This window comes from Sediminicoccus sp. KRV36 (assembly GCF_023243115.1).
Lineage (GTDB): Bacteria > Pseudomonadota > Alphaproteobacteria > Acetobacterales > Acetobacteraceae > Roseococcus.
Genome location: NZ_CP085081.1, coordinates 2,664,096 through 2,689,228 on the forward strand (window position 1 = coordinate 2,664,096; position 25,133 = coordinate 2,689,228).

At 69.2% G+C, this 25,133-nt stretch carries 26 protein-coding genes; 24 read left to right on the forward strand and 2 right to left on the reverse strand.

Going from position 1 to position 25,133, the window contains the following annotated elements; genetic code table 11:
- The first annotated feature begins 28 nt into the window (after window positions 1–28).
- The 24 genes from LHU95_RS12490 to LHU95_RS12600 all read left to right on the forward strand — a co-directional run bounded on the left by LHU95_RS12490 (window position 29) and on the right by LHU95_RS12600 (window position 20,786).
- Entirely contained in the window at window positions 29–253 is a 225-nt protein-coding gene (locus LHU95_RS12490) for a DUF6511 domain-containing protein (protein ID WP_248707290.1), read from the forward strand.
- Window positions 250–651 carry a hypothetical protein gene (locus LHU95_RS12495; protein WP_248707291.1) on the forward strand — a complete coding sequence of 134 codons (402 nt, stop codon included), beginning with the start codon at window positions 250–252 and terminating at the stop codon, window positions 649–651. The genes LHU95_RS12490 and LHU95_RS12495 overlap by 4 nt, the downstream gene beginning before the upstream one ends.
- Entirely contained in the window at window positions 648–3,056 is a 2,409-nt protein-coding gene (locus LHU95_RS12500) for a bifunctional DNA primase/polymerase (protein ID WP_248707292.1), read from the forward strand. Before LHU95_RS12495 ends, LHU95_RS12500 begins: the two co-directional genes overlap by 4 nt.
- Window positions 3,057–3,261: 205 nt before the next feature.
- On the forward strand, window positions 3,262–3,492 hold the full coding sequence (locus tag LHU95_RS12505; protein ID WP_248707293.1) for a hypothetical protein: 231 nt from the start codon (window positions 3,262–3,264) through the stop codon (window positions 3,490–3,492).
- Window positions 3,482–4,030 carry a hypothetical protein gene (locus LHU95_RS12510; protein WP_248707294.1) on the forward strand — a complete coding sequence of 183 codons (549 nt, stop codon included), beginning with the start codon at window positions 3,482–3,484 and terminating at the stop codon, window positions 4,028–4,030. Before LHU95_RS12505 ends, LHU95_RS12510 begins: the two co-directional genes overlap by 11 nt.
- A 374-nt stretch (window positions 4,031–4,404) precedes the next feature.
- Window positions 4,405–5,874: a DNA methyltransferase gene (locus tag LHU95_RS12515; RefSeq protein WP_248707295.1), complete on the forward strand. Its 1,470-nt coding sequence runs from the start codon at window positions 4,405–4,407 to the stop codon at window positions 5,872–5,874.
- The gene (locus LHU95_RS12520; RefSeq protein WP_248707296.1) at window positions 5,864–7,132 is read left to right on the forward strand and encodes a site-specific DNA-methyltransferase; all 1,269 of its coding nucleotides are present in this window, start codon (window positions 5,864–5,866) and stop codon (window positions 7,130–7,132) included. The genes LHU95_RS12515 and LHU95_RS12520 overlap by 11 nt, the downstream gene beginning before the upstream one ends.
- Window positions 7,133–7,229: 97 nt before the next feature.
- Window positions 7,230–7,466 carry a hypothetical protein gene (locus LHU95_RS12525; RefSeq protein WP_248707297.1) on the forward strand — a complete coding sequence of 79 codons (237 nt, stop codon included), beginning with the start codon at window positions 7,230–7,232 and terminating at the stop codon, window positions 7,464–7,466.
- A gap of 95 nt (window positions 7,467–7,561) precedes the next feature.
- A complete protein-coding gene (locus LHU95_RS12530; protein ID WP_248707298.1) occupies window positions 7,562–8,419 on the forward strand; it encodes a DUF3489 domain-containing protein in 858 nt (285 codons plus the stop codon).
- Window positions 8,420–8,530: 111 nt separating this feature from the next.
- Entirely contained in the window at window positions 8,531–8,878 is a 348-nt protein-coding gene (locus LHU95_RS12535; RefSeq protein ID WP_248707299.1) for a DUF1232 domain-containing protein, read from the forward strand.
- A gap of 144 nt (window positions 8,879–9,022) precedes the next feature.
- Window positions 9,023–9,538 carry a hypothetical protein gene (locus tag LHU95_RS12540; protein ID WP_248707300.1) on the forward strand — a complete coding sequence of 172 codons (516 nt, stop codon included), beginning with the start codon at window positions 9,023–9,025 and terminating at the stop codon, window positions 9,536–9,538.
- A gap of 79 nt (window positions 9,539–9,617) precedes the next feature.
- Entirely contained in the window at window positions 9,618–11,468 is a 1,851-nt protein-coding gene (locus LHU95_RS12545; RefSeq protein ID WP_349292618.1) for a phage terminase large subunit family protein, read from the forward strand.
- Window positions 11,469–11,481: 13 nt separating this feature from the next.
- Window positions 11,482–11,718: a hypothetical protein gene (locus LHU95_RS12550; protein ID WP_248707302.1), complete on the forward strand. Its 237-nt coding sequence runs from the start codon at window positions 11,482–11,484 to the stop codon at window positions 11,716–11,718.
- The gene (locus LHU95_RS12555; protein WP_248707303.1) at window positions 11,718–13,208 is read left to right on the forward strand and encodes a phage portal protein; all 1,491 of its coding nucleotides are present in this window, start codon (window positions 11,718–11,720) and stop codon (window positions 13,206–13,208) included. The genes LHU95_RS12550 and LHU95_RS12555 overlap by 1 nt, the downstream gene beginning before the upstream one ends.
- Window positions 13,205–14,692, forward strand: coding sequence for a hypothetical protein (locus LHU95_RS12560; RefSeq protein ID WP_248707304.1), 1,488 nt, complete (start codon window positions 13,205–13,207; stop codon window positions 14,690–14,692). The genes LHU95_RS12555 and LHU95_RS12560 overlap by 4 nt, the downstream gene beginning before the upstream one ends.
- Before the next feature lie 17 nt (window positions 14,693–14,709).
- Window positions 14,710–16,818, forward strand: a complete 2,109-nt coding sequence (locus tag LHU95_RS12565; protein WP_248707305.1) for a prohead protease/major capsid protein fusion protein — start codon at window positions 14,710–14,712, stop codon at window positions 16,816–16,818.
- 83 nt (window positions 16,819–16,901) lie between these two features.
- Window positions 16,902–17,249 carry a DUF2190 family protein gene (locus tag LHU95_RS12570; RefSeq protein ID WP_248707306.1) on the forward strand — a complete coding sequence of 116 codons (348 nt, stop codon included), beginning with the start codon at window positions 16,902–16,904 and terminating at the stop codon, window positions 17,247–17,249.
- A complete protein-coding gene (locus LHU95_RS12575) occupies window positions 17,246–17,899 on the forward strand; it encodes a structural protein (RefSeq protein ID WP_248707307.1) in 654 nt (217 codons plus the stop codon). The genes LHU95_RS12570 and LHU95_RS12575 overlap by 4 nt, the downstream gene beginning before the upstream one ends.
- Window positions 17,896–18,204 (forward strand): hypothetical protein, encoded by a 309-nt coding sequence (locus LHU95_RS12580; protein WP_248707308.1) that lies wholly within the window; start codon window positions 17,896–17,898, stop codon window positions 18,202–18,204. The genes LHU95_RS12575 and LHU95_RS12580 overlap by 4 nt, the downstream gene beginning before the upstream one ends.
- 10 nt (window positions 18,205–18,214) lie before the next feature.
- Entirely contained in the window at window positions 18,215–18,514 is a 300-nt protein-coding gene (locus LHU95_RS12585; RefSeq protein ID WP_248707309.1) for a hypothetical protein, read from the forward strand.
- Window positions 18,515–18,517: 3 nt separating this feature from the next.
- Entirely contained in the window at window positions 18,518–19,243 is a 726-nt protein-coding gene (locus tag LHU95_RS12590; protein ID WP_248707310.1) for a DUF6441 family protein, read from the forward strand.
- Window positions 19,240–19,368, forward strand: coding sequence for a hypothetical protein (locus LHU95_RS23385; protein ID WP_283094259.1), 129 nt, complete (start codon window positions 19,240–19,242; stop codon window positions 19,366–19,368). The genes LHU95_RS12590 and LHU95_RS23385 overlap by 4 nt, the downstream gene beginning before the upstream one ends.
- Complete coding sequence (locus LHU95_RS12595) at window positions 19,365–19,811, forward strand: hypothetical protein (protein WP_248707311.1); 447 nt, start codon at window positions 19,365–19,367, stop codon at window positions 19,809–19,811. Before LHU95_RS23385 ends, LHU95_RS12595 begins: the two co-directional genes overlap by 4 nt.
- A gap of 21 nt (window positions 19,812–19,832) precedes the next feature.
- Window positions 19,833–20,786 (forward strand): phage tail tube protein, encoded by a 954-nt coding sequence (locus tag LHU95_RS12600; protein WP_248707312.1) that lies wholly within the window; start codon window positions 19,833–19,835, stop codon window positions 20,784–20,786.
- Window positions 20,787–20,855: 69 nt separating this feature from the next.
- On the opposite strand, the gene LHU95_RS12605 is transcribed toward LHU95_RS12600, so the two are convergent.
- Both LHU95_RS12605 and LHU95_RS12610 read right to left on the reverse strand, forming a co-directional pair.
- Window positions 20,856–23,474 (reverse strand): hypothetical protein, encoded by a 2,619-nt coding sequence (locus LHU95_RS12605; RefSeq protein ID WP_248707313.1) that lies wholly within the window; start codon window positions 23,472–23,474, stop codon window positions 20,856–20,858.
- Window positions 23,471–25,081, reverse strand: coding sequence for a hypothetical protein (locus LHU95_RS12610; RefSeq protein WP_248707314.1), 1,611 nt, complete (start codon window positions 25,079–25,081; stop codon window positions 23,471–23,473). The genes LHU95_RS12605 and LHU95_RS12610 overlap by 4 nt, the downstream gene beginning before the upstream one ends.
- Window positions 25,082–25,133: the final 52 nt, after the last annotated feature.

Below are 25,133 nucleotides of genomic sequence, written 5' to 3' on the forward strand. Positions count from 1 at the left end.
CATGAGCGCGCTCTGCCGGAGGTGGGGCGTGGTTGATCCCGACGAGCACGAAGTCGCCGCCATCACGGCGGCCAGCCCCATGGCGGGCGAATACCTGGAGAGCATCGGCAAGACCGATCTCGCCGTGCTGACCGAGGCCGAGTGGCTGACGCTGCTGGAGGTGATCATCACCGCCTACCAGGACGAGCTTGCGCGCCTGCTGGATTCGGGACGCCATGCGGCGCCGCCGCTCGCTGCGGGGGGCCGCTCATGAGCGGCGTCACCTCGGCCCGAGAGGTCGCGCGTCGCCTCGGACTCTCGCACACAGCCATCCAAAACGCCGAACGCGCTGGACGCATCGCGAAGGAGCCGAATGGCGCCTGGGACATCGAAAAGGTCCGGGCCGGCCTCGCGACCAAAAGTGCTCCGGCTCCGCGCAAGCCGTATCGCCCACGCGCCAAGCAACCGCCCTGGGCCAGGTCGGCCCATCATGTCGGCGAACTCGCGGCCAACATTCGCGGTCCCGCGCGCGGGATCCACGCCGAATTGGAGAGGGCGCGACAGGCGCTCCAGCGCGCTGCCGAGCAGATTGCGGCGCTCTATCCCGAAATCCTGCGCTTGGAGCGTGCCTGCGACGCAGCCATTGCCGCACAGGAGCGTGGCAGCGAATGACCGACGCCCCCTCCTTCATGGCGGACTACGGCGAGCGCCTGGTCGACAACGGCTACTCGGTCATCCCCATCATGCCGGGCACCAAGGTGCCGGGGCGCTTCACCGGCGGGGAGTGGTCGCCCTATCCAGACTGGGCGCGGCATTGCGACCGACCAACGAAGCCCTTCGAGGTGGACATCTGGCGCCGCTGGCCCGGGTGTGGCGTGGGCATCGCCACCGGCGCCGTAGTCGGCATCGACATCGATATCCTGGACGGCGCGCTGGCCATCCAAATCGCTGAGCTCGCCACCTCCATGCTGGGCGACACGCCTTGCCTGCGCATCGGCCGCGCCCCGAAGCGGCTGCTGGTCTATCGCGCCGCCACGCCCTTCGCTGGCCGCAAGCGCTTGCCGCTCGAGGTCCTGGCGCGTGGCCAGCAGTTCGTGGCGCATGCCGTGCACCCCGACACCGGGCAGCCTTACGTCTGGCCTGAGGACACCCTGCTCGACACCCCGCTCGCGCAGCTGCCCATGCTGGACGAGGCGGCGGCCATGGCCTGGCTCGATCGCGCCCATGCGCTGATCCCACCCGAGCTGCGTCCGCGCTCTCTCCATCTTCCTTCCGACAGCGCCGCCTGGCGCGGCCCGTCCGATCCGCGCGGCACCCTCGAGGCGGTGAAGGCAGCGCTGGCCTATCTCCCGAACGAGGATCTCGACGGCGCCTCGTGGATCACGATGGGCAACGCCATCAAGGCGGCGCTGGGTGAGGAAGGGCGCGACCTCTGGCTCGACTGGTCGAAGTCGAGCGGCAAATCCGGTGGCTCGGGCAAATCGGACACCGCGGAGCGCCGCTGGGCCAAGCTGCGGCCGCACAGCATCGGCGCTGGCAGCATCTACGGCTGGGCAATAGACCGCGGATGGGTCCCACCACCCGAGATCACGCTGAACGCCGCAGCCGCCGAGCGCGCCGTGCAGCCGCATCCGGCAGCGGCGATGCTGGCCAGGGCAGATGCAACGACACCGGCCGCAGCCGCGGACGTCCATCCTGCCGCGGCGCTTCTCGCAAAGCTCGACGCCAGTCGGGCGAAACAGCAGGCTGCGCCGCTCCCCGTGCCGGCCACCATTCTGCAGCCCGGCGGCGTGCTGCAGATGCTGGTGGAGGAATGCGTTGGATCCGCGCTGCGGCCCCAGCCCTTCCTCGCCCTCGGCGCCGCCATCTGCGCAGTGGGAGCGCTGGCCGGGCGCCAGTACCGCACCCGCACCGATCTGCGGACCAACATCTACATCGCCGCCGTGGCCGAAAGCGGCGGCGGCAAGGATCATGCTCCGGAGGTGATCCGGCGTTGCTTCGACCTGGCCAAGCTGGACCGCTATCTCGGTGGCGAGAACCTGGCCTCCGGCCGCGGGATGCTGTCCGCATTGGAGCAGCATCCTGCCCGACTGTTCCAGATCGACGAATTCGGCCTGTTCCTCGCCACCGTCACGGGCGGCAGGGCGCCTGCGCACAAAGCCGAAATCTGGTCCGAGCTGATGAAGCTCTACAGCCGGGCGAAGGGCATCTATCGCGGCACCGAATACGCCAACAAGAAGGACGCGCCGCGGGTCGACATCCACCAGCCCTGCGTCTGCTTCTTCGGCACCACCACGCCCTCGACGTTCTGGAAAGCGCTGGAAGGCGGCGCGATGATGGACGGCTCGCTCGCACGCTTCCTGGTCTTCGTCACCGACACCGACCGGCCGGAGCGGAACCCGAATGCAGGCATCATCGCCCCGCCACCCGCCCTGCTCGATGCCCTGAAGGCGATCACCCGCGGCGCAGGCGACCCGCCTCCACCAGGGAACCTGCCGGATGTGCATGTCGTGCCGATGTCGGCCACCGAGGAGGCGACGCCCCACACCGTGCCGATGACGGCGGCGGCAGAGGCGATTCACGACCGCAAGCTGGCCGAGGAAGACGTTTGGGCGAAGAAGGTGGCCGGCACGCCCCAGGCCGCCATCGTCAACCGCCTGGGCGAGAACGCCAGCAAGCTCGCCTTGATCTGCGCGATCAGCCGCGATCCGGCGCATCCGCAGGTCGCCGTGGCAGACGTGGCCTGGGGCTGGGCGCTGGCCGAGCACTGCACAAGGACCGTGCTGCGTGACGCGCAGCGCTTCCTGGCGGACAGCGAGTTCGAGAAGCGCCTGAACAAGGCCATCAACATCATCGGCAAGCACGGCCCGTGCAGCCGGCGCGACATGTTCCACAAGGGGCTGAAGCTGACCGCGCGGGAATTCGGCGAGGTGATCGAAGCGCTGGTGACAAACGGCGCAGTCATCGAAACCGCTGCGCCCGCGTCCGGCGGTCCCGGCCGCCCGGCCGGCTCACGCTACGTCCTGGTGCTGCCGCCAGGCGATACGCCAGCCGAGGAGGCCGCAGGCGATGAATAACAATATCCCGACCGTCCCCGCTAAGCCTCTGAAATCAGGCTTTTGTGGATTTTGTTATTTCGTGCGCGGGCACGAAGGGGACACCTCGCCCCATACACGCGTGGGAGCACGACAACACCTCGCAGTACATAATAACAAAAATAACAATAATATATATATCAATAGGATAGCTGGGAGTTGTGTGACCGCCGGGGGGATTGTGTAGATGGCGATCCCTGGCTCCCCCCGCCGGCCGCGCTCCTGCCTCGACCGCGGCACCCGCAGCGCCACCACCACGCCCGAGATGGAGACGCTGCGCCGCCGCGTCTGGCAGCAGCAGGGCGTCGTCTCGCTTCACCTCGAGGACATCACCGATCCCTGGCTGCGCCAGGCAATTCAGAACGAAGCCGTGCGCCGCTGGGGGCCACGGCAGCAGGAGAAGACTCATGGCCGGTAAGCGGAAGACGAAGACCACGAAGCAGAAGGAATCGATGGGCCCTTCGAAGTGGCGGCTCCAGCATGGCGGTTTCGGCGAGCCGATCCGCGACGCGGATCCCGAGACGGGCAGCCCCGTGCAGCATCGTCGTGCCGTAGACACGTTGGGCATGATGCTGGCCAACGGGACCATCACCCAGCAGATGCACGACGCTGGTGGCTACTTCCGCGCCCTGTTCCGCAGCGCCGCCCTGGATGGCATGTCGAAGTCGGTGCTGGTCCGCCTGCCAGGCCAGACGGCCGACACCCTCTCCGACCACCACATGGACGCACGCCGCAAGATCGGTGCAGCCCTGGATGCCCTCGGCGGTCATGACAGCGCCGCTGGCTCCTGCGCGTGGCATGTCATCGGCCTGGAGATGTCCGTCCGCGAATGGGCCATGCGCCAGGGATGGGGCGGACGCCCCGTCGCTCCGCCGCAGGCGCAGGGGATGCTGGTCGCCACGCTCAGCGTGCTGGCGGGACACTTCGGGCTCGTGCCAAGGACGAGGGCGGCATGACAATCGACGCGTCGATCAAAGAAAAATCGTCGCAGCGCAATCATGCGTAGCGCAGCGAAAGAATGTCGCGTTGCGCACCGAAATCCACACGGCCTATCATCTGGACACCTGGAAAGGGTGCGACCGCAGCGCGGCTGACCAGCCACGCTGCGGCTCGATCGAGACAGTGGCTTTCGAGCCGCAGGGTCCTTCCTGGCCCCGCTGTATGCGGGGGGCGGAAGCGCGCAAGGTCGCTAGCGCCAGGCCGAAAAACAGGGTTGCGGTTTGCAGCCCGTTCCCCGCGCGATCAAATAGATAGCCCGCAAACCATACCGTGCCAGGTTTGCACTCACGGGCCGCATGGTTTGCACCCACTCCCAGATCCGGATGGCCAGATGACGCTCCCCTGGATGGCGGCGAAGATCCTGCTGCGTCCGGTGGCGGAGCTGCGCCCGCATGCCGGCAACGCCCGCGTGCACAGCGCCGCGCAGCTGGAGCAGATCAAGGCCAGCATGCTGGCCTTCGGATTCACCAACCCGCTGCTGGTGGATGAGGACGGCGTGCTGATCGCCGGCCACGGGCGGCTTGAGGCGGCGTCCGCGCTCGGCATGGCCAAGGTGCCGGTGATCGTTTTGCGGCATCTGTCCGCCGCGCAGAAGGAGGCCCTGCGGCTCGCTGACAATCGCATCGCGGAGAACGCCACCTGGGACCAGGCGCTGCTGCGCGATGCGCTGGCCGCGGTGCAGGCGGCGCCGGACCTCGACCTGACGGCACTCGGCTTCTCGGCCGCGGAGCTCGACGACATCCTCGCGGCGGCTGGAGAGGCCGTGTCCGACGGCGACGCGCCCGAGGCTCTGTCCGCGGATCCCGCCGAGGGGGGCGGTGCGGCAGGCGCGGCGGTCACCGGGGAGGAAACGGCGGAGGACCCCGCCGATGCCGATCCGGTTCCGCCGCGCCAGGCCGTCACCCGCCCCGGCGATCTCTGGCTGCTCGGCGAGCACCGCCTGCTCTGCGGCGACAGCACCGACGCCGCCACCGTGGCGCGCGTGGTGGGCGATGATCGCGCCGTGCTGCTGTTCACCAGCCCGCCCTACGGGAACCAGCGCGACTACTCGACCGGCGGCGGCACGGATTGGGACGCCCTGATGCAGGGCGTGTTCCAGCACCTCGACGCCGCCATGCGGCCCGATGGTCAGGTGCTGGTGAACCTCGGCCTGATCCATCGCGACAGCGAATGGATCCCGTATCGGGCCGGCTGGCTCGACTGGATGCGCGCCCGCGGTTGGCGTCGCTTCGGGCTTTACACCTGGGACCAGGGGCCCGGCCTACCGGGCGACTGGAACGGGCGCCTCGCGCCGGCCTTTGAGTTCGTCTTCCACTTCAATCGCCAGGCCCGGCAGGCAAACAAGATCGTCCCCTGCAAATGGGCCGGCACGCCGAACAAGGGCAGCGGGCTGCGGGCGGCCGATGGAACCATTTCGGAGTACCAGCACGCCGGCCTGCCGGTGCAGGACTTCCGGATCCCCGACAACGTGCTGCGCCTCACGCGCCACAAGGGGCGCGGCATCGAGACCGAGCATCCCGCGGTGTTCCCCGTCGCGCTGCCTGACTTCCTGATGCGCGCCTACACGGACGAGGGCGACGTGGTGTTTGAGCCCTTCGGCGGCTCCGGCACCACCATCCTCGCCGCTCAGCGGACTGGCCGTCAGGTCCGCGCGATCGAGCTGGCACCCGCCTATGTCGACCTGGCCGTGGCGCGGTGGCGGATGCTGCATCCCGATCTGCCGGTGACGCTGGCCGATGACGGTCGCGACTACGACGCCGTGGCCGCGGCGAGGCAGGAGGTCACCGCCAGTGCAGCCTGATCTCATCGTTTCCGCTCTGCCTGTCGCGTCCCTCGTGCCCTATGCCGAGAACGCGCGCACGCATTCGCCGACGCAGGTGACGCAGATCGCGGCGTCCATTGCCGAGTTCGGCTTCGTGAACCCGGTGCTGGTCGACGCCGAGAGCGTGCTCATTGCCGGCCACGGCCGCGTCATGGCTGCGAAGCAGCTCGGACTGGCCACGGTACCGGTGCTGCGGCTCGGCCATCTATCCCCGGCGCAGGCGCGCGCCCTGCGCCTGGCCGACAACCAGATCGCCCTGAACTCCGGCTGGGACGAAGCGCTGCTTGCCGCCGAGATCGCCCGCATTCGCGACGAGGCGGTGGTCGACCTGGACGTGCTTGGCTTTTCCGGCATGGAGCTCGACCGGCTGCTGGCCGCGGCCGATGCCGGTCTCGGCGACGATGCCGACGAAGCACCGCCGCCGCCCGTGGTGCCGGTCAGCCGGACAGGTGATCTGTGGATCTGCGGGGAGCACCGCCTGCTGTGCGGCGATGCGACTAAGCTGGTCGACGTGCAGCGTGCGCTCGGTGCTGGCCACCTGGCCGACATGGGCTTCGTCGATCCACCCTATAATGTGGCATATGAAGGCGGCACTGCGGCGAAGATGACGATCGCCAATGATGCGCTCGGCGGCGGCTTTCCCGAGTTCCTCCGTCCCGCGCTGGCCAATCTGCTCTCGGTCACCAAGGGCTCCTGCTACGTTTGCATGTCCTCCTCCGAATGGCCGACGCTGCATCGCGTCTGGCAGGAGGCGGGCGGCAAATGGTCGAGCACGATCATTTGGGCGAAGAACACCTTCGCCCTGGGGCGCGCCGACTACCATCAGCAGTTCGAGGCGATGCTCTACGGGTGGAAGGCCGGCGCGCAGCATTACTGGTGCGGGGCGCGCGACCAGGGGAATGTCTGGCACTTCGACAAGCCGGCCCGCAACGACCTACACCCGACCATGAAGCCGGTTGCGCTGGTGGAGCGCGCCATCCGCAACAGCAGCAAGCCGCGCGACACGGTGCTCGACTGCTTCGGCGGATCGGGCACGACGATGATCGCGGCGGAGCGGACGGGGCGGCGTGCCGTGCTGCTGGAGATCGATCCCGCGTATGCCGATGTCATCGTGCGGCGGTGGCAGGAGACGACCGGCGAAGCCGCCGTGCTGGAGGGCGATGATCGCATTTTCGCCGATGTCGCCGCGGCGCGTGGCATTGTCGATCATGATGTGATCCAGACCGCCGAATCATAGCAATCTCACGACGCTGCATCTTGCTTGGCTCGTGCGCGCCACAGCGCGATTGGTCCGTCACACGCAGGGGATGCCCTGCACCACGACGGAGACCACCATGAACGACCGCACCGCCCGCGCTGCCCGCAACCAGGAACGCAGCCTGGCCGCCTTCCTGGCGAAGAAGGCCGAATTCGATGCCCTCCTTGCGGAACTCACCCAGGCCAGCGCGGACCACTTCGGCGCGGATCCGGAGACGGTGCTCTGGGGCGAGGCCGCCTGGCTTTCGGACGCCACCGCGAAGCTGAAGGACATCGCGGACCAGCATTTCCGCCGCGGCGAATACGAAGCCTGACGCGGGCCACTTCCGCACCGCCCCGACCGGCAGAGCCGGCGGGGCTCCCGGCAGTAGGGGCCGATGACCGGCACCCGGAACCGGAGACCACCACGATGACGAAGCTTTCCGACAGCCAGCGCGTGATCCTGAGCGCCGCCGCACAGCACGAGATGGGCCTCGCCCGCGCGCCGAAGACCCTGCCCGCCGCTGCGCGCAACGCGGTGTTCCGCAGCCTGATCAAGAACAATCTGCTCACCGAGATCAACGCGCCGCGGGAGCATGTCGGGCTGGGCTGGCGCCAGGATGACGATGGGACCTGGATCGTGGCGCGCATCACCGACGAGGGGCTGCGCGCCATCGGCATCGACCCGAACGAGGGCGACGAGGTGGCCGGCGAGCCCGACTGCTCGGGCATCGAGGGCAGCGTGCCCGACACGGCGCCCACGGTGGCGCCCGGCACCACGCCGGGGGAAAGCCCCGCGCCCGCCGCCGAGCCCGCCCAGGCCGCGCCCCTGACGGAGGAGATCGCCATGCTCGACCAGGCCCTCGCGGCACCCGCTGCTACGCCACGCGCCAACCTGCGAGACGCCGCCGCGGCGATCCTCGCCGCCTGGGATGACGAAGCCAACCGCGAGGGCGACATGATCGGCGCCCTGGACGCGCCGATGTCGGCATTGCGCACCCTGCTCGCCGGCAAGCCCGCCCGGATCGCCCGCGAACCCGGCGCGCCGCGCAAGCCGCGCGAGGGCACGAAGCAGGAGCAGGTGCTGGCGATGCTGCGCCGGCCCGAGGGGGCGACAGTGGCGCAGATCGCCGAGGCGACAGGCTGGGCGCAGCACACGGTGCGGGGCTTCTTCGCGGGGCTGAAGAAGAAGGGCCACGCGGTCGAGGTGATGGAGCGGGTCCGCCAGGTCGGCCCGAATAAGGAGGGTGCCCGCGGGAGCTTCACGGTCTATCGCATCGCCATCTGATGCACCTTGGCGATCCACCCGGGGCATGGCACGGCTCCCGGGTGGAACGTTATTGCGAACGATCAGGGAGTGCGGGCGATGTGGGAGCGGCTGAAGGCTTGGGCACGCACAATGAAACGCGAAGTCCACGCCCTCTGGCTCTCCGCCCGCGACCGCCGCACACCCTGGTACGCAAAAGCGATCGCGTTGGCGATCGCTGCATATGCCTTATCACCGATCGATCTCATTCCCGACTTCATCCCCGTTCTTGGCTATCTCGATGAGGTGATGCTGCTGCCCATCGCGATCATGCTGGCCGTTCGTCTCGTGCCGAAGGAGGTTCTGGCCGAGCATCGGGCGACAGCACTGCGGGCCGAGGCGCGTCCGGTCAGCCGTGTCGGAGCAGCGGTCATCGTGAGCATCTGGTGTGCTACAGCAGCCCTCCTGGTCTGGTGGTTGTGGCCAGGCCTCGCTTTTTAGCTCAGCTTGGGCGCCGCGGTGCAGACGCTTGCCGATGGCGTCACGCTGCATTGGCCCGCCGCCTTCGAAGCCGCCCGCCAGCGCGCCCTTCGTCCCCTCTGACAAGGCCGGCATCGCCATCACGCGCGGCGGGAGGTCGCCGCCATGCCCGAGCTGACCGCCTCCACGCGCGAGGCCGCGCGGCGCCTCGGCGTCAGCGACACCGCCATCCACAAGGCCGAACGGTCGGGCCGCATCGCCCGTGAGCCGGACGGCCAGTGGGATATCGATAAGACCCGCCGCCGCCTTACCGAGACCGCCGACCCCGCCCGCTCGCCGCTGGCCAATGGCGCCGGCGCCGAGGGCACACCCTTCGCCCGACTGAAGATCGCGCAGCTCGCGCTGAAGGTGGAGGCGCAGCGCCTCTCGCTGGACGAAACCAAGCGCCGCCTGGTCGACGTCACCGAGGCCAATGCCGCGCTCGATGAGATCGGCAGCACCATGCGCGACGCGCTGCTGAATTGGCCGGCGCGTGTTTCGGGCCTGATCGCCGCCGAGATCAGCGTCGATCCGCATCTGCTGCAGACCATCCTGCAGAGCCACATCAACGACCTGCTGACGGAGGCGGCCGATCGCTTCGATCCAGCAGGCCTCGGAGGGGACCGGTCTTCGCAGCCGTGAGCATGTGCGCCGTCGCGTGGGCGCCATGTTGCGCCCGCCGCCGCAGCTCACCGTCTCGGAATGGGCCGAGCGGCACCGCATGCTCGGCAGCCGCGCATCTGCCGAGCCAGGCCCCTGGCGCACCAGCCGCACGCCCTACCTGAAGGACGTGATGGACGCGCTGTCGGCGGTGCATCCGGCACGGCGCGTCGTCTTCATGAAGGGCGCACAGGTCGGCGCCACGGAAAGCGGCAACAATTGGCTCGGCTACATCATGCACCACGTGCCGGCGCCCGCGCTGGCGGTGCAGCCGACCGTGGAACTGGCCAAGCGCTTCTCGCGCCAGCGCATCGACCCGCTGCTGGAGGAGACTCCGGCGCTACGGGAGCGCGTCGCCCCGGCCCGCGCGCGCGACAGCGGCAACACCATGCTGTCGAAGGAATTCCCTGGCGGCATCCTGGTGCTGACGGGCGCCAACAGCGCGGTCGGGCTGCGCTCGATGACGGCGCGGTTCCTGTTCCTCGACGAGGTGGACGCCTATCCCGGCGACGTTGCCGGCGAGGGTGACCCGATTGCCCTGGCCGAGGCGCGCGCTCGAACCTTCGGGTGGCGGCGCAAGGCCTTCCTGGTCAGCACGCCGACCATCGCCGGCCGCAGCCGGATCGAGCGGGAATACCTGGCCTCCGACCAGCGGCGGTTCTTTGTGCCGTGCCAAGCCTGCGGCGAGATGCAGTGGCTGCGCTTCGAACGGCTGGTCTGGGAGAAGGCAGCGCCCGAGACAGCGCGGTATCATTGCACCGCCTGCGACCACCCCATGCAGGAGCACGACAAGACGGCGATGCTCGGCGGCGGTGAGTGGCGCGCGACGGCCGAGGGCCAGGATCCGCATACCATCGGCTTCCACATCTCGGCGCTGTACTCGCCGGTGGGCTGGCTCTCCTGGGAGCAGATCGCCCGGGATTGGGATGCCGCCCAGGGCAAGCCCGAGGACATCAAGACCTTCAAGAACACGGTTCTGGGCGAGACCTGGCAGGAGCAGGGCGAGGCGCCGGATTGGGAGCGGCTCGTGGAGCGCCGCGAGGATTTCGCGATGGGCGTGGTGCCGCCCGGGGCGCTCGTGCTGACCGCCGGCGTCGACGTCCAGGACGATCGCCTGGAATGCGACGTCTGGGGCTGGGCGGAGGGCTTCTCGTCCTGGCTGGTGGATCACGTCGTGATCCAGGGCAGTCCGCGGGATCGCGAACCCTGGGACGAACTGGCCCGGGTGCTGGCGCGCGACTGGCGCCGCCAGGGTGGCGGCGCGATGCGCATCGCCCGGCTCTGCGTCGACACCGGCGGCCGGGACACCGCCGCCGTCTATGGCCACCTGCGGCGCCTGCGGGATCCGAGGATCGCGCCCACCAAGGGCATCGACGGCTGGAACAGGGCGCAGCCCGTGCAGGGCCCGACGCCGGTGGATGCGCTGGTCAACGGCCAGAAGCTCCGGCGTGGCCTCAAGCTCTGGACCGTCTCCGTCTCGACCTGGAAGGCCGACCTGTATCGCCGGCTCTGGCTCGGCCGCGGCGACGCGGAGGAATGGCCGCCCGGCTGGGTGCATCTGCCGCGCGCGATCGAGGTGGAATGGGTCAAGCAACTGGTCGCGGAGCAGCTGCGCACCACGAAGGATCGGCGCGGCTTTGCCCGGCAGGAATGGGCCAAGCTGCGGGAACGGAACGAGGCGCTGGACTGCGCCGTGCTCGCCCGTGCGGCGCTCTGGCTACTGGGTGCCGACCGCTACGGCGATCGGTTCTGGCAGCAGCTGCGCGACCAGATCGCCGATGCCCCGCTCCGGGCGAGCGAAATTCCCGCCGCCGGGAATGTCGCTCTTCAGTCGCCACCACCTGCGCCAGCCGCATCCGACACCCAGCGCCCGCGTGGCTGGCTCGCGCCGCGGAATGGCTGGCTTCGCTGAGAGGAGGACGACCATGGACCCAACCGTCCTCGCCTGGGCGCTGGCACAGCCGGCCGGCACCCGCGCCGCCGTCCTGGCCGCGGCCTTCACCGGCGGCACCACGCGCGTCACCTTCGATGGCCGCACCGTGGAGTACCGATCCCTGGACGAACTCGGCCGGGCTCTATCGGTCCTGCACGCCGCCGAGAACGCTGCCGCGCGCCGCTCCAACGTCACCTTCGCCAGCTTCTCGCGCGAGGGAACCAGGTGATGGGCCGGATCCGCGATGCCTGGCACGCCCTTCGTGGCTATGCCGCGGCGCAGGACAGCCGCGCCTCGAGCTGGGCGGCATCGGGAGGCAGTGCCACGGCAGAGGTCGGCGCGGCCGCACCCACCGTGGCGCGCCGGGCCCGCGACGCCGTGCGCAACGACCCCTACGCTGCCCGCATCGTCGATCTCTGGACCGGCAACGCTGTCGGTGCCGGCATCACCACCCGCTGGCCGGACAAGCCGCACGCCGAGGCCTGGCGCCGCTGGTCCGACAGCACGGCCTGCGATGCCGAGGGCCGGCTCGACCTGTATGGCCTGCAGGCCCTGGTCATGCGCGCCGTCGTCGAGAGCGGGGAATGCTTCGTCCGCCTGCTGCCGGCCGACGTCACGCCGGCCAATCCGATCGGACTGCGGCTCCAGGTGCTGGAGAGCGACCACCTCGACACGGCGCGGCAGGGAGTCCTTGAGGGCGTCCCCACCCTGCAGGGCATCGGCCTCGGCGAGGCGGGGGAGCCGGTCGGCTATTGGCTGCATCGCGTGCACCCCGGCGCGTCCTGGGTGCTGCCGGGCGGCGCCACCTGGTTGAGCAGCCAGCGCGTGCCGGCGCGCGACGTGCTGCACATCTATCGCAAGCGCCGGCCGGGCCAGCTGCGCGACGTCTCCTGGCTCGCCCCGGTGCTGACCCGGCTGCGCGATCTCGGCGACTACGAGGCCGCGCTGCTGATGAAGGCCAAGATCGAGGCCTGCCTGGCCGCGGTCGTCTCCGAGGATGGCGACGACGCCATGACCGGCCCGGCGTCGGGCCTGCTCCGCGACGCGCAGGGCCGCACGGTGGAGAGCTTCGAACCCGGCATGATCCTGTATCGCCGCGGCATGGGCAGCGTGGAGGTAGTGAATCCCTCCGGTGGTGGATCGCACGCGGCCTTCGCACGGCGCGCGCTGGAAGCTTCCGCCGTCGGTGCCGGCCTGACCTACGACCAGGTCGCCGGCGATCTCACCCAGGCGAACTACTCCTCGCTGCGGGCCGGCAAGATCGAGTTTCGCCGGCTCTGCGAGCAGGTCCAGTACGGCATGCTGATCCCGATGCTGGTGCGGCCGATCGCGGATCGCTTCCACGCGCAGGGCGCGCTGCTCGGGCTGTGGGGTGCCGAGGTTCCGGACGGCCTGTCGCACGTCCCGCCCGCGCACGAGATGATCGACCCGCTCAAGGACACCACGGCGCTGATCGCGCAGGTCCGCGCGGGCTTCGTGCCGCAGCCCGAGGCCGTCGGCGCCTTCGGCTACGACTTCCGCCAGGTGGTCGAGATGATCCGCGAGGCCAATGCCCTGCTCGACGAGGCTGGCCTATCGCTCGACAGCGATCCGCGCCGCGTCGCCAAATCCGGCGCCGCGCAGGACGCAGCCCAGCTCGCCGCCATCGAGATTGCCGCCACCGGTGCCGCCTCGCCCCGCGCCGAGCCGCCCACCACTTCCCCAGGAGCCACACCATGATCCCAGGCGGCTATGACTGGGCCGACGATATGCTCAAGATCAAAAGCATGCGCCGGCGCTTCCGCGACAATTTTGGCGGCGACACCATCAACCCGACACGCTGGGAGGTGCTCGCCACCGGCAGCGGCATGCTCCTCACCATCGCAAATGGCAGCGCGCAGATCTCCACTGGCACCACGCTGGATGATGAGCTGGTCCTGCTCAGCCGGCAGAGCTTCATGCTGCCGCTGCGCGCGATGGTCGCGCTCAACCTCAGCCAGCGCATCGCCGGCCAGACCGCCTGGCTGGAACTCGTCAGCGTCACCCCCGAGACCAGCCAGCCCGACGAGCGCAACATCGTCGGCTGGCGCCTGGATGGCATCAGCGCCACGCTCGCGAACTACGAGGTCGGCAGCGACGGCGCCCCGCGGCTCGGCACCGCCTCGGGCGTCACCATTCCCACCACCGCCCCGGCCGGCTGGTCGGTGCTGGAACTCGAGCCCAACAGCGACGAATGCTACTTCCACGGCCGCGCGCTGGACGGCACCGGCCTGCGCGCCAATTCCTACGCCCGCCAGCAGCAGCTGCCCGACCCGGCCGCGCTGTACCGCTTTCGGGTGCGCGTGCGGAACCGGCAGGTCTTCCACGGCATCTCGGCGGTGGCGAACAACGGCAGCAGCGCGGTCCGCATCACCCGCGCCGCCCATGGCTACGCGACCTCGGATTCCGTGACGGTGGCCAATGTCGCCGGCGTGCCGGGGGCCAATGGCACTTTCACCATCACGGTGATCGATGCGAACAACTTCGACCTGGTCGGGTCGAGTTTCACTGGCGCCTATGTGAACACCGGCTGGGCGACGATCAGCCGCAACCTGGCGCCGGCCAGCAACACCGATCTGCGGCTGCAATTCGTCTCGATCTCGGACTACGCCGAACTCACCACCGCGATCACCGCCGGCCGCGCCAATGCGGTCGCCGGCCAGGGGATCGGGGTGAACGTGCTGAGCGCCGCGGCTCCCGCGCTGAGCGTGGTCGGCGGCCAGGCGCGCAACACGGTCGGCGCCGTGCCGGTTCTGGCCGCGACCGGCTATGCCGCGAATCCCGTGGCGGTCACCACGGCGCGCGGTGTCGACCTGTTGGCGACGCTGATCGGCGCGATCGTCACCAAGCCCTATGCCATCCCCGAGGCGGACTGGACCTATGCGGGGCCGCTGGCCGGCATCGCCACCGGCAGCGACACCGCGGTGCAGGCCGCAGGCGGCGCCGGCATCCGCCGCTACGTGACGGGGATGCAGGTGCAGAACGCCAGCGCCACGGCGACGGAGTTCCAGGTCCGCGACGGCACCACGCCGATCTGGCGCGCGCTGCTGCCGGCGAACCTTGGGCCGACCAACATCGACTTCCCGACCCCGCTGCGCACCACGGCCAACGCCGCGCTGAACATCCAGGCGCTGACGGCGGGGGCGGTGGTGATCGCCAACCTCCAGGGCTTCACGGCGCCCTAAGCCCAGGATTTTCGCACATGACCGAACCGATCGAACCGGGCGGGGGCACCCTCGCGCCGGATCGAATGCCCGACGCTGGGCAGTCGATCGTGGCCTGCCGCGCCTTGGCAGCCCCCGTCACTGTCAACCGCGCCACCCGCACCGTCGAGGTGGTGTGGAGCACGGGCGCCCGGGCCCGCAACTTCGTCCCGCCGCTCGGCCCCATCATCGAGGAACTCGACATGCGGCCGGAGGCGGTGCGCATGGACGCGCTCCGCTCCGGCCGGGCGCCCGTGCTCGACACCCACCGACGTGCGGGCACGCGCGACGTGCTGGGCCGCGTCACTGCGGCACGCCTCGAGGCCGGCCGCGGCTACGCCACCTTGCAATTCAGCGGCGCCGATGACGTGGAGCCGGTCTGGCAGCGCATCGCCGACGGCACGCTGCAGTCGGTGAGTGTCGGCTATCGCGTGCATCGCTATGAGCCGCGGCCCGACGCGGCCACCGGCCAGACCATCCACCGTGCGGTGGATTGGGAGCCCTACGAGATCTCGATCGTGCCCGTCCCAGTGGACGGCTTCGCCGTGATCCGTGGCGAGGAGCCGCAGGGCGCTCCCGCCATCGCCATCGAACCCGCCCTGACGGAGGAACCACCCATGAACGAGACGACGCCGGAGACTCCGGCTGCTCCTTCGGCGCCGCCCGCTGCGTCGCCGCCCACCATCCCGCACCAGGAGGTCCCCGTGACCACGACGCCCACCAGCACCCCGACCACCGCTCCGCACGAGCCGACCCGTGCCGCGCCGCCGGCGCCCGACCTGGACGCGATCCGCGCCGAGGCGGACCGCGCTGCCGTCGAGCGCATCGCCGCCTACGAGCCGGTGCTGGCCGCCGCCCGCGGCCTGGTCACCCCCGACATGCTCGACGCCATGCGCGAGGCCGCCATCCGCGACCGCATCTCGCCCGAGGTCCTGCGCGGCCGGCTGTGGGACGCCTTTGCCCAGAGCGCCCCACGCCCCTCCCTTCCAGCCCGCCCCGAGACCGGTCCCGGCCAGGACGATCCGGCCAGCCTGCTCGACGCCATGGCCGAGGCGCTCGCCGCCCGCTCCATGCCCGGCTACCAGGCGCCCAGCACGGGCCCCGGCGCCGGCCGCCACGTCGAATTCATGGGCTGGCGTCCGTCCGACATGATGGGCGAACTGCTCCGCGCCCGCGGCGAGCGGAACATCCCCCGCAACCCGACCATCCTCGCCGAGCGTGCCTTCCACACTACCTCCGACTTCCCGGCGCTGCTCTCGGCCGCGGCCAACAAGATGCTGCTGGCGGCCTATGCGCCCGCGCAGCCGACCTACCGGACGCTGTTCCTCCGCCGCGACTTCCGGGACTTCAAGCCGCACCGCCACCTCCGTGTGGGCGATTTCCCGAACCTCGTGGCGCTGTCGGAGAACGGCGAGATCCAGGCCGGCACCATGTCGGAAAGCCAGGAGCTGGTGTTCCTGCAGACCTTCGCGCGACGCATCCGTGTCACCCGGCAGATGCTGGTGAACGACGACCTCGGCGCCTTCACCGACTTCGCCTCCATGATCGGCCGGCGCGTGGCCGATTTCGAGAACGCCACGGCCTATGCGCTGGTGAACAGCGCCACAGGCGACGGCCCCACGCTGGTCACCGGCGCGGCACCGGTCTTTGCCACCGGCGCCGCACGGCTGAACAAGGCCACCGCCGGCACGCTGCTCGACCTGGGCAATCTTGCGCTGGGGCGTGCGGCGGTGATGCGCCAGCGGACGCTGGACGGGCTGCCCATCGCGGTGGGGTCGCAGATGCGCCTGCTGGTCGGACCGAACCAGGAGCTCGCCGCCAGGCAGCTCACGGTCTCGGTCCAGGCGACCCAGACCAGCAACGCCAATGTCTATGCCGGCTTCGTCCAGCCGCTGGTGGAGCCGCTGATTCCGAACAACCGCTGGTACCTGTTCTCCGATCCCTTCGCCGCACCGGTCTACGTCTACGGCTATCTCAACGGCGCCGAGGGGCCGCAGGTCACCACCGGCAATGTCCAGGGCGTGGATGGCGTCGAGGTCTCGGTGATCTTCGACTTCGGCGTCGGCGCCATCGACTGGCGCGGCGCCTGGTTCAACCCGGGCATCTGATCCCGGCTTTCTTCCCACAACCATGACGACACGCGGGGCGCCCCATCGGGCGCCCTTCGTGTTTCTGAGGAGCTCCCATCCCCATGCGCAACTACGTCCAGCCGGGCAACAGCCTGGCCATCGCCGTCCCCTATGCGGGCGGTATCCTCTCCGGCCAGGGCGTCCTGGTCGGTGCGCTGTTCGGCGTGGCCGCCGTCGATGGCGCGCAAAACGCCGTCATCGAGGCCGCCACCCAGGGCGTGTTCGACATCACGAAGGAACCGGCGCTCGCCATCACCGCCGGCGCCCGCGTCTTCTGGGACAACACCAACCGGCGCATCACCACCACCGCGGCCGGCAATTTCCAGGTCGGCATCGCCAGCCTGGCGGCGCTGGCCGCGGACACCACGGTCCGGGTGTGGCTCAACCGCGTGCCGGCGATCGGCACGTGAGCCCGGGCCCCAAGGCGATGGATCCGAAGGCCACGCGGGGCTATCGCAACCGCAATCCGGGCAACATCGAGCACGTCCCCGCCAACAAATGGCAGGGGCTGGCTGATCCAGCCTCGGACGGGCGCTTCTGCCGCTTCACCAGCCATGAATTCGGCATTCGCGCGCTCGCAGCCCTGCTGGTCACCTACCAGGACCGGCACAAGCTGCGCACGCCACGCGCGATCATCGAGCGGTGGGCGCCCAAGGTGGAGAACGACACCGCGGCCTATGTCGCCGTGGTGGCGCGGCGGATCGGGGTCGGGCCGGACGATGCGATCGACCTGCATCGGCACAATCACCTCCGCCCGCTGGTCGAGGCGATCATCCACCACGAATGCGCCGGGCTGAGCTATCCGGCCGGCGTCATCGATCGGGCGCTCACCCTGGCCGGGGTACCGCCCGCGCCGCCGGTGACGCTTCGCGAGGTCGCCGCCATCACCGGCACCGGGCGTGGTGCCGTGCTGGTGGGTGCAGCCGGCATTGCCACCGCGGTCGCGCAGGCGGCCCCGGCCATCCAGGCGCTCGGCACGCTGGCGCCGGCCGTCGCCATCGCGGTCATCGTCGCCGCGGTGGTGGGCGTGCTCGCCTGGCGACTGCGACGACCAGCATGAACGCCTTCGCCGCGGCCATGGATGCGTTGGCCGCGGATCCGAACATCGGTGCGGATGCACTCTACCGGGCCGGTGGCACGGGCGCGCCAGTTCCCCTGCGTGTGGTCAGCTCGGCACCGGACCGGCTCGGCGATGCCTTCGGCACCAGCGTGATCCAGGCCAGCGACGTGCTGACCGTCGCCATCGCCGTGCTGCCAACCGTGGACGCCGACGACACCTTCACCCTCGGCGCCGACACCCTGATCGTCCAGCACGCCGAGCGTGATGCCGCCGGCATCGCCTGGCGCGTCTTCTGCCGCCGATAGGAGCACCGCCATGATCGATCCGGAGCGCATCGGCAGCATCATCGGCGAGGCGCTGCTCGCCGGCGCGCTCGGTGCGCTCGGCGCCGTCGCGCGGCTGACGTCGACCGGCCGGCCGATGCTGAGCGGGGCCTTCCTGCTGCATACGCTGGCCGGCGGCAGCCTCGGCACGGGCGCCTGGCTGGTGGCCCGGGCGCTGGAACTGGACGGCTGGTGGCTGTTCGCTGTCGCCTGGATGGCCGGCACGCTGGGCTATGCCGCGCTGCACGACCTCCTGCTGCGCGTCATAAATCGCCGGCTGGGCGGGCCGTAACCCATGCGGCTCGGCGCCAATATCGTCGGCGACCTCCGGAAGATGCTTGCCGACGAGGTGCGCGCCGGCGAGCGCGCGGCCATGACCGCCATCCGCGCCGAGACCGAGCAGGTAAAGGCCGAGCTGCGCCGGCAGGTTACGACGGCCTTCTCCGGCAACGCGCGCGGCATCGCCAATGCCTGGCGGTCGATGATCTTCCCGCGCTCCGGGCAGTCGCTGCGGCCGGCGGGGCTGGTCTTCACCAAGGTGCCGAACGTCATCGACGCCTTCGAACGGGGCGCCCTGATCCGCGCCAAGGGTGGCGGGAAGTTCCTGGCCATCCCGACCGGCTTCAATGCGGCGCGGGGACGCCGGGGGCGCGGCGAGAAGGGCATGCGCGTGACGCCGGCCCAGATGGTCGCTTCCGGCCAAGCCTTCCTGCGGCCGTTCAAGTCAGGCCGTGGCTTCGTGTGGTGCCTGCCGCTGCGCCAGGGCGAGCAGACCGGGCGGCGGCGCAGGACTCGTCTGGTCGCGGGCGGTGTCACCGAGGTCGGCACGGCCAACCGCAAGGGGCGTGAGGCCTGGGCGCGGGGTCTGCTGGAACAAGGAATGGTGCCGATGTTCCTGCTGCTCCCCCAGGTGAAGCTCGCCAAGCGGCTCGACGTGCGCGGCGCCGCCGAGCGCGGGCTGCGACGGCTTCCGGCACGGTTCGTGACGGCCTGGGAACGCGAGAGCGGGAGAACGGCATGACCATGCGCGCGCGCTTCCTCCTGCTGCTGGTGCTGGTTGTGCTGTCCTGGGCTGCCGTCCCCATCGGCCTCGCGCTCACCTGGGTCGCCGGCCGTTTCTTCGCATCGATGCTGGGGTGGGCATGAGCACGCGCGAGACCGCGATCGACGCGCTGCACAGCCGGCTGGTCACGTTGCTGGCGGTGCGGAACCCGGCACCGCTGGTGCTCCGCGGCGAGACCATCCCGCAGCGCATCCCGGCCGGTGGCTTGGTCTTGGTCCGCGATGGCGAGACGGTGGAGGAGACGCCCATCCTCTCCCCACTCGCCTGGCAGATCGAGCATCGCGCCGAGGTCGAGATCACCGTCGCCGGCGCAACACCCGCCGCGCGCAACACTCTGCTCGACGCGCTGCTGGTCGATGTCGCCGCGGCGATCACCGCCAACCGCACCCTCGGCGGCGCTGTGGAATGGGCGCAGCCCGGCAGCGCCGCCTTCGAGGATGTCGAGTTCGAGGGTGCTGCCGCAGCCCGCGCCGCCGCCATCTCCGTCACCCTCTGGTTCACCGTCGCCGGCTCGCCGCTGGCCTGATCCCTCTTCAGGAGAACGCCCATGCCCCGTGCCATCGGTGCGAACTGCCGCCTGCTCATGGTGCCCGAAACCGTCTACGGCACCGCGCCTGGTAGTAACTGGCGGCGCATGCCGTTCCTGTCCTGCGACCTCGGCGCCGAGCAGCCACTGCTGGATGCCGACGTCATCGGCGTGGGCAGCAACCGGGACCCCGCCGCGCCCTTTCTCGACACGGTGACGGTCGCCGGCCAGGCGGTGGTGCCGGTCGACCTGATCAACATCGGGCACTGGCTGCGGCTTCTGCTCGGCGCGCCGACCACCACCGGCTCCACCAACTTCATCCACACCTTCGGCTCGGGTGCGGCCTCGCTGCCCAGCAACGCGATGGAGATCGGCTATCCCGATGTGCCGTCCTTCGACGTCTGCACCGGGGTGCGCGCCGACACGCTGGAGATGGACTTCACGCCGACCGGCGCGGCGACGGCCACGTTCGGCCTGCTGGGCCAGGGCTCGGCGCGCACCGGCGCGACGTCAGGCGGCACGCCGACCAGCGCGGCCTACACCGCCTTCAACAAGGCCCAAGGATCCATCACGCGGAGCGCAGCGGCGCTGGCGCAGGTTACCGGCGCGCGGCTCACCTACGCCAACGGGATGGAGGCGGTGCGCACCATCCGCGCCGATCGCCGCGTCGAGGGCGTGGACCCCGGCATCGCGCGCTGCACCGGCCAGATCACCGTGCGCTTCGAGAACACCACGCTGCTCGCCCAGGCGCAGGCCGGCACCTCGGCGGAGTTCGCCATGGCCTTCACCATCGACTCCAACCGCAGCCTGACCATCACGCTGCACGAGGTCTATCTGGCGCTGGCCAAAACGCCGATCGAGGGGCCGGCCGGCGTGGAAGCCAGCTTTGACTTCAGGGCCGCGTTCAACGCGACCGCAACGCGCATGATGACCGCAGTGCTGCGGAACCAGCAGGCGGGGACGGAGTATGCGTGAGACACACACTCGGCCGGCTTGGCTGGCCGCGCGGGAAGCGGCCCTTATGCCTTCGGCCGCACCGGTGGCTTAGGAGACTCTTGCCTCGGTGTCGCGCCGCGGGAGTGAAGAAGTGTCGAGCACGGTGGCCGACGCCACGAGCACTCTCTTTTCCGCCCCCTGCATACCCGCAGGCTCAGTCAGAGACATCTTGGTGCCGCTGACCGAAGCGACCACCCAGGGTAGGTCGCGCTCACCCGCCCAGAGAACGATATCGCCTACAACGGGATTCCGCGCAGATACCGCTCGGGGCTGACCCCGCAAGCGTTGCAGCAGCGAGCCATAGGCCAACTGACGGTCAGTCCAGTCGTCGGTGGGAGACACGGCGTCGTCCCAGAGCCCCAACCAAGGGTCTCGCTGGACCGCCCAAGCTTCGAGGGTCTTATAGGCCGCGGCCGACATGGCTACCGGTCCCAGGTCGGCACGCGCTTGAAGGTATCCGGCATCGACCAGCTCGCGCGACTGGCGCGAACAATCGGCACCGATTTCCCGGGCGAACCATAGCAGGAGATTGTCGATCAGACGCCGCTCTTCTGCGGCCCGCGTGCCGGGCGTTGATTCTAGTTTAAGCGCGACCTTGCTGGGTCCATAGAGCGCATGAACGGCGAGGCTGAAGGCGACGCGGAGCTGGCTTGTGCTCACAAGGCTGGCAGGCCGCACACGCCCATTGAGGGCGTCGCGAGTTTGCGGTGGATGCCCCCTCAGCCGATGGAGTAGCGAAAGAACGACCACCAGACGGCCGAGCGCCCAGCTCGGCGGATGGCCTGCAGCCGTCGCCTCGTCTAGACGGGCTTCCAACCGCTTGAGCATGACGGTCAGGCGCTTGCGACAAGCCGTGACCAGCCGCGGCCAGTCGATTGCCGGCACGTCTACGCCGGCATCAAGGTTGCGGGCGAGGTCATCGGAGGACGGCCCATCGGCCGCATCGCCCTCGTCCAAGTCAGGAGCGTCACCATCCGTTGTCGGCGCAGGCGGCGGTGCGCCAAGCGCCCGGATGAGAGCGGCAATAATGTCGGCGATCAGTCCATCACTCAGCCGGGGCCGCCGGAGTCCAAGCTCGGCCTCGGCGGGCAAGCTCACCCCGCGGGGTCCGAAGGGGACCTCGCTATTCTCCACGCTCTCGGTTTGGGCCGCCGTGCTGGGTGCGTGGCTCGCCCCGATCGCGCCATCCGCCGGAGCCAGAACGTGCTTATTGAGCAAATCCAACAGGTCGGTGAAGCCTGCGCCGCTCTCCAGAGACCCTAGGTGGTCCAAGATCCGCACACCGTCGCGCGGCAGAGCGGCGGCTCTCAGGGCCTGGGCATCGTTCAGAAGAACGAAGGCGATCGTCGTGTGACCCGAATGAAATTCATAGAGTCCGCAACCAACGCGATGGTCGCCGAACGCGACAAGACTTCCCCCCTCTATCGCCTTGAGGGTGCAAGCCCTGCTGACACCGCTCGCTTCGACCCAGGCGAACGGCCCTTCATCGGAAGCCTCGAAATCCTTCAGGAAGAATCCACCGGCGACTACCTGAGCCGAGATAAGCGGCGGTCCCGATGCCTCGGCCGTCGCCTGCTCTTGGCTCCGCACCGCCTGGCTTCGGTCGGCGATCTCGACCAGTTGCGACGCCGCAAGCGCTGGCGCCTCAGTGAGTCGGTCGAGGCCGAGCGCCGCGAACGCCGCAGCCGCGGCTTTGCCGGTCAGACAGAGATTGGCTTCTGCGTTCCAACGTTTCTGCGCGAGCCATGCTGCGCCCGTAGGATTGGCACTGCCCAAGCTCACTACCAGGCCGCCTTCGCCCTCGACGGCCAAAGCCTTTCCATGAGCGAAGCCGACCTCATCGGCTTTCGACCAGAAGGCCTGGAGGTCTGAGGCATCAACGAAACGCGCGGTCTTCGGCGCGAGGTCAGGTCGCGGCAGTACGGCGCTCGCGGGTTGGATAGCGATGATGATTTCACGCGGCGCCATCTCGCGTTCGACTGCCTTCAAGAAATCCATTCGCGCGTCGAAGTACGGTCCAACAACCGTCACGCGGCGGACAGGGCCGACAACACTCGATTTTAGCTGGGTCCATAGGGGTTCCTCCGCGGACGAGACCATTAGGCCTGCCTCGTCGTTCGCGGCCGCAGGCGCCGGCGGCAACAGACCGCGGAGCCGGCCCGTGATCTCCGCCAGCACACCGGCGGGGATCGAGTCAGCGGCCTCCAGCCACTGCAGCGCATAGTCGACTGCGGCCCTCAAAACTCCCGGCGGGGCAGGGTTCGCGGCACCCCAGAAGGCCGTAACTTCCTCGTTGTGCGAGAACCCGGCGTCCGTGACATTGTGGCTGCCAAGCGCCAGAATCGGCTGGCGCTCCGACAACAACGTGACGAGCTTTGGGTGGAAGGCTCCAACATGAGAGATGGGCGCCAGGAGGTAGTCGAGCCCGGCGCGGCTCGGACGCCGAAGCGGGTCAGAAAGGCTTTCTGTAAGTTGCCCGGCGTCGGCCAGGACAATATTGAGGCGAGAGCCCGCGCGCTCAAACGCCCGCAAGAGCACTTCTTCGTAGAAGAGGCCGTTGAAGGCGTAGGTGGTGACAATCGAGGCGTCCAGCTTCGCCCCGGACTTGGCAAGATCCTTGAGGGTCTTGAGCAGCGGCAAACGTGACGTACGATCCTCCCCGCTCATCCAACCAGTTCCTGTAACGCCTGGTCGCCAAGCGCCGTCGGATGCGGCAAATGCTCAGTTTCGTGTGTGGTCAGGCCTAGGTCGCGAAGGATCTGGAAGGCCTGCCGAAGGCGCGGCTGGGTTTCAACGATCCGCTCAAGGTCGCGGTGAACGAAGAATCCGAGGTCGCCAGAGCGGAACATCAAGGTGTCCTCGCCCGACTGTCCCATCTTGCGGATCGCGATCCGTTGATGGGTGACGAGCACATCACTGACAAGGACCCTGAACCAGCCGTCAGCGGCCAGCCCGGCCCAGCGGGTTGTCGCCATGGCTCGTAGACTGTTTAGCGTCAGCGGGTACCCGGACAGCGTGCCCGGCGGGAGATTCAGTTCTCGATAGGCATCAGAAGGCTCGTCAAGCCAGCGGCGATAGAGACGCACCAACAGGCGGGCGGCTTCGCCGGGCGACGGCGGATTGGCCGCGAGCAATGCCCGCCACATGGCCAGTTCGTGCTCCGGATGGGCGATGGCGTCGAGCGCCGGCGCATTGGCAAAATCCGCTGCGACCAGGTCATTGAAGGTTGCGGCCGGACGGTCTTGGAAAGCCGGTGTCGTGACCAGCCATGCTGCCAACGCGTCGATGTTGGCGAACGGTTTGGGGTGGCCGTCGAGCGCGTCGAGGGCATTCTTGAAGAGGGCCGACCAAGCCAAACTCAGCATCTCGTTGCGCGCATAGAGCGCCCAGCCGCGGCGCGCTTGGAGCAAGCGCTCAGGCGTCGCCCACGGGCCCTCCGGCAAGGCCTCGGTGTAGCAACTGGCGAGGAAATCTTTGATTGGGTCGTCCGTCGGTGCCCCGTTCCGCTGCTTCAGGTAGTCGAGCACGAGTGCTAACGATGACGCCCGCGCGACGCCGTGCGGCGAACGATCTCGGAGGAACAGCGAGATCAACGCGGTTTGTGCCGGCTTGCGTGCTGCAAACTGAAGACTGCAGGGACAGAAGATCGCCAGATCGTCGAGGTCGCCCAGCGTCACGGCGCCAGCTTCGAGTGCAGCGAAGAACAAGTCGCCGTCGAGACCAGCGCCGTAGGCGTCGGCCAAGGGCGCCCCCCGCTCGAGCCAGTAGCCGATGCCTTTGCGCGGATCGCCGTGGAGCACCGTGTACTCGTCACGCAATACCCCAAGATAATACTGGCCGAGACCCCCTAGCGGATTTTTGAAATACCGAGTGGGATTGCTTTCGCTGCGGTCGGCATAGCGCCCTAGTTCGACTGTCTGGCCGGGCTGAAGGTCGCGGGCGACCGGGCCCAGTGTAAGGCGCCCGGGACAGGTCGCGCTGTGACGGGCGATGTCTTCACCGCACGCTATGGCGTGGCGTTCGGCCACGAGAGTCATCAGGCAATCTGCCAGCCTTAACGTCTCACGAAACTGGGTCTCGGACGCTTCGGGGTGACGTGCCTCGAAAGCCCGAATGAACCAGGGATAGAACCCGAAATAGGCGGCCCGATCAGTGACGTTCGTGATCCCAGGTAGAAGCCGCGTGTAGATCGTTACACAGGGCTGCTGCGCCCCGAGATTATCGAGGCCAATCTTTTTGAGAGGCCGTTCGAGCCAACCGATCGTTTCCTGCATTGTGCGCCCCCCAACCCATTGCTGTTCCGGCCCTTCCCCATGAAGAAGACAA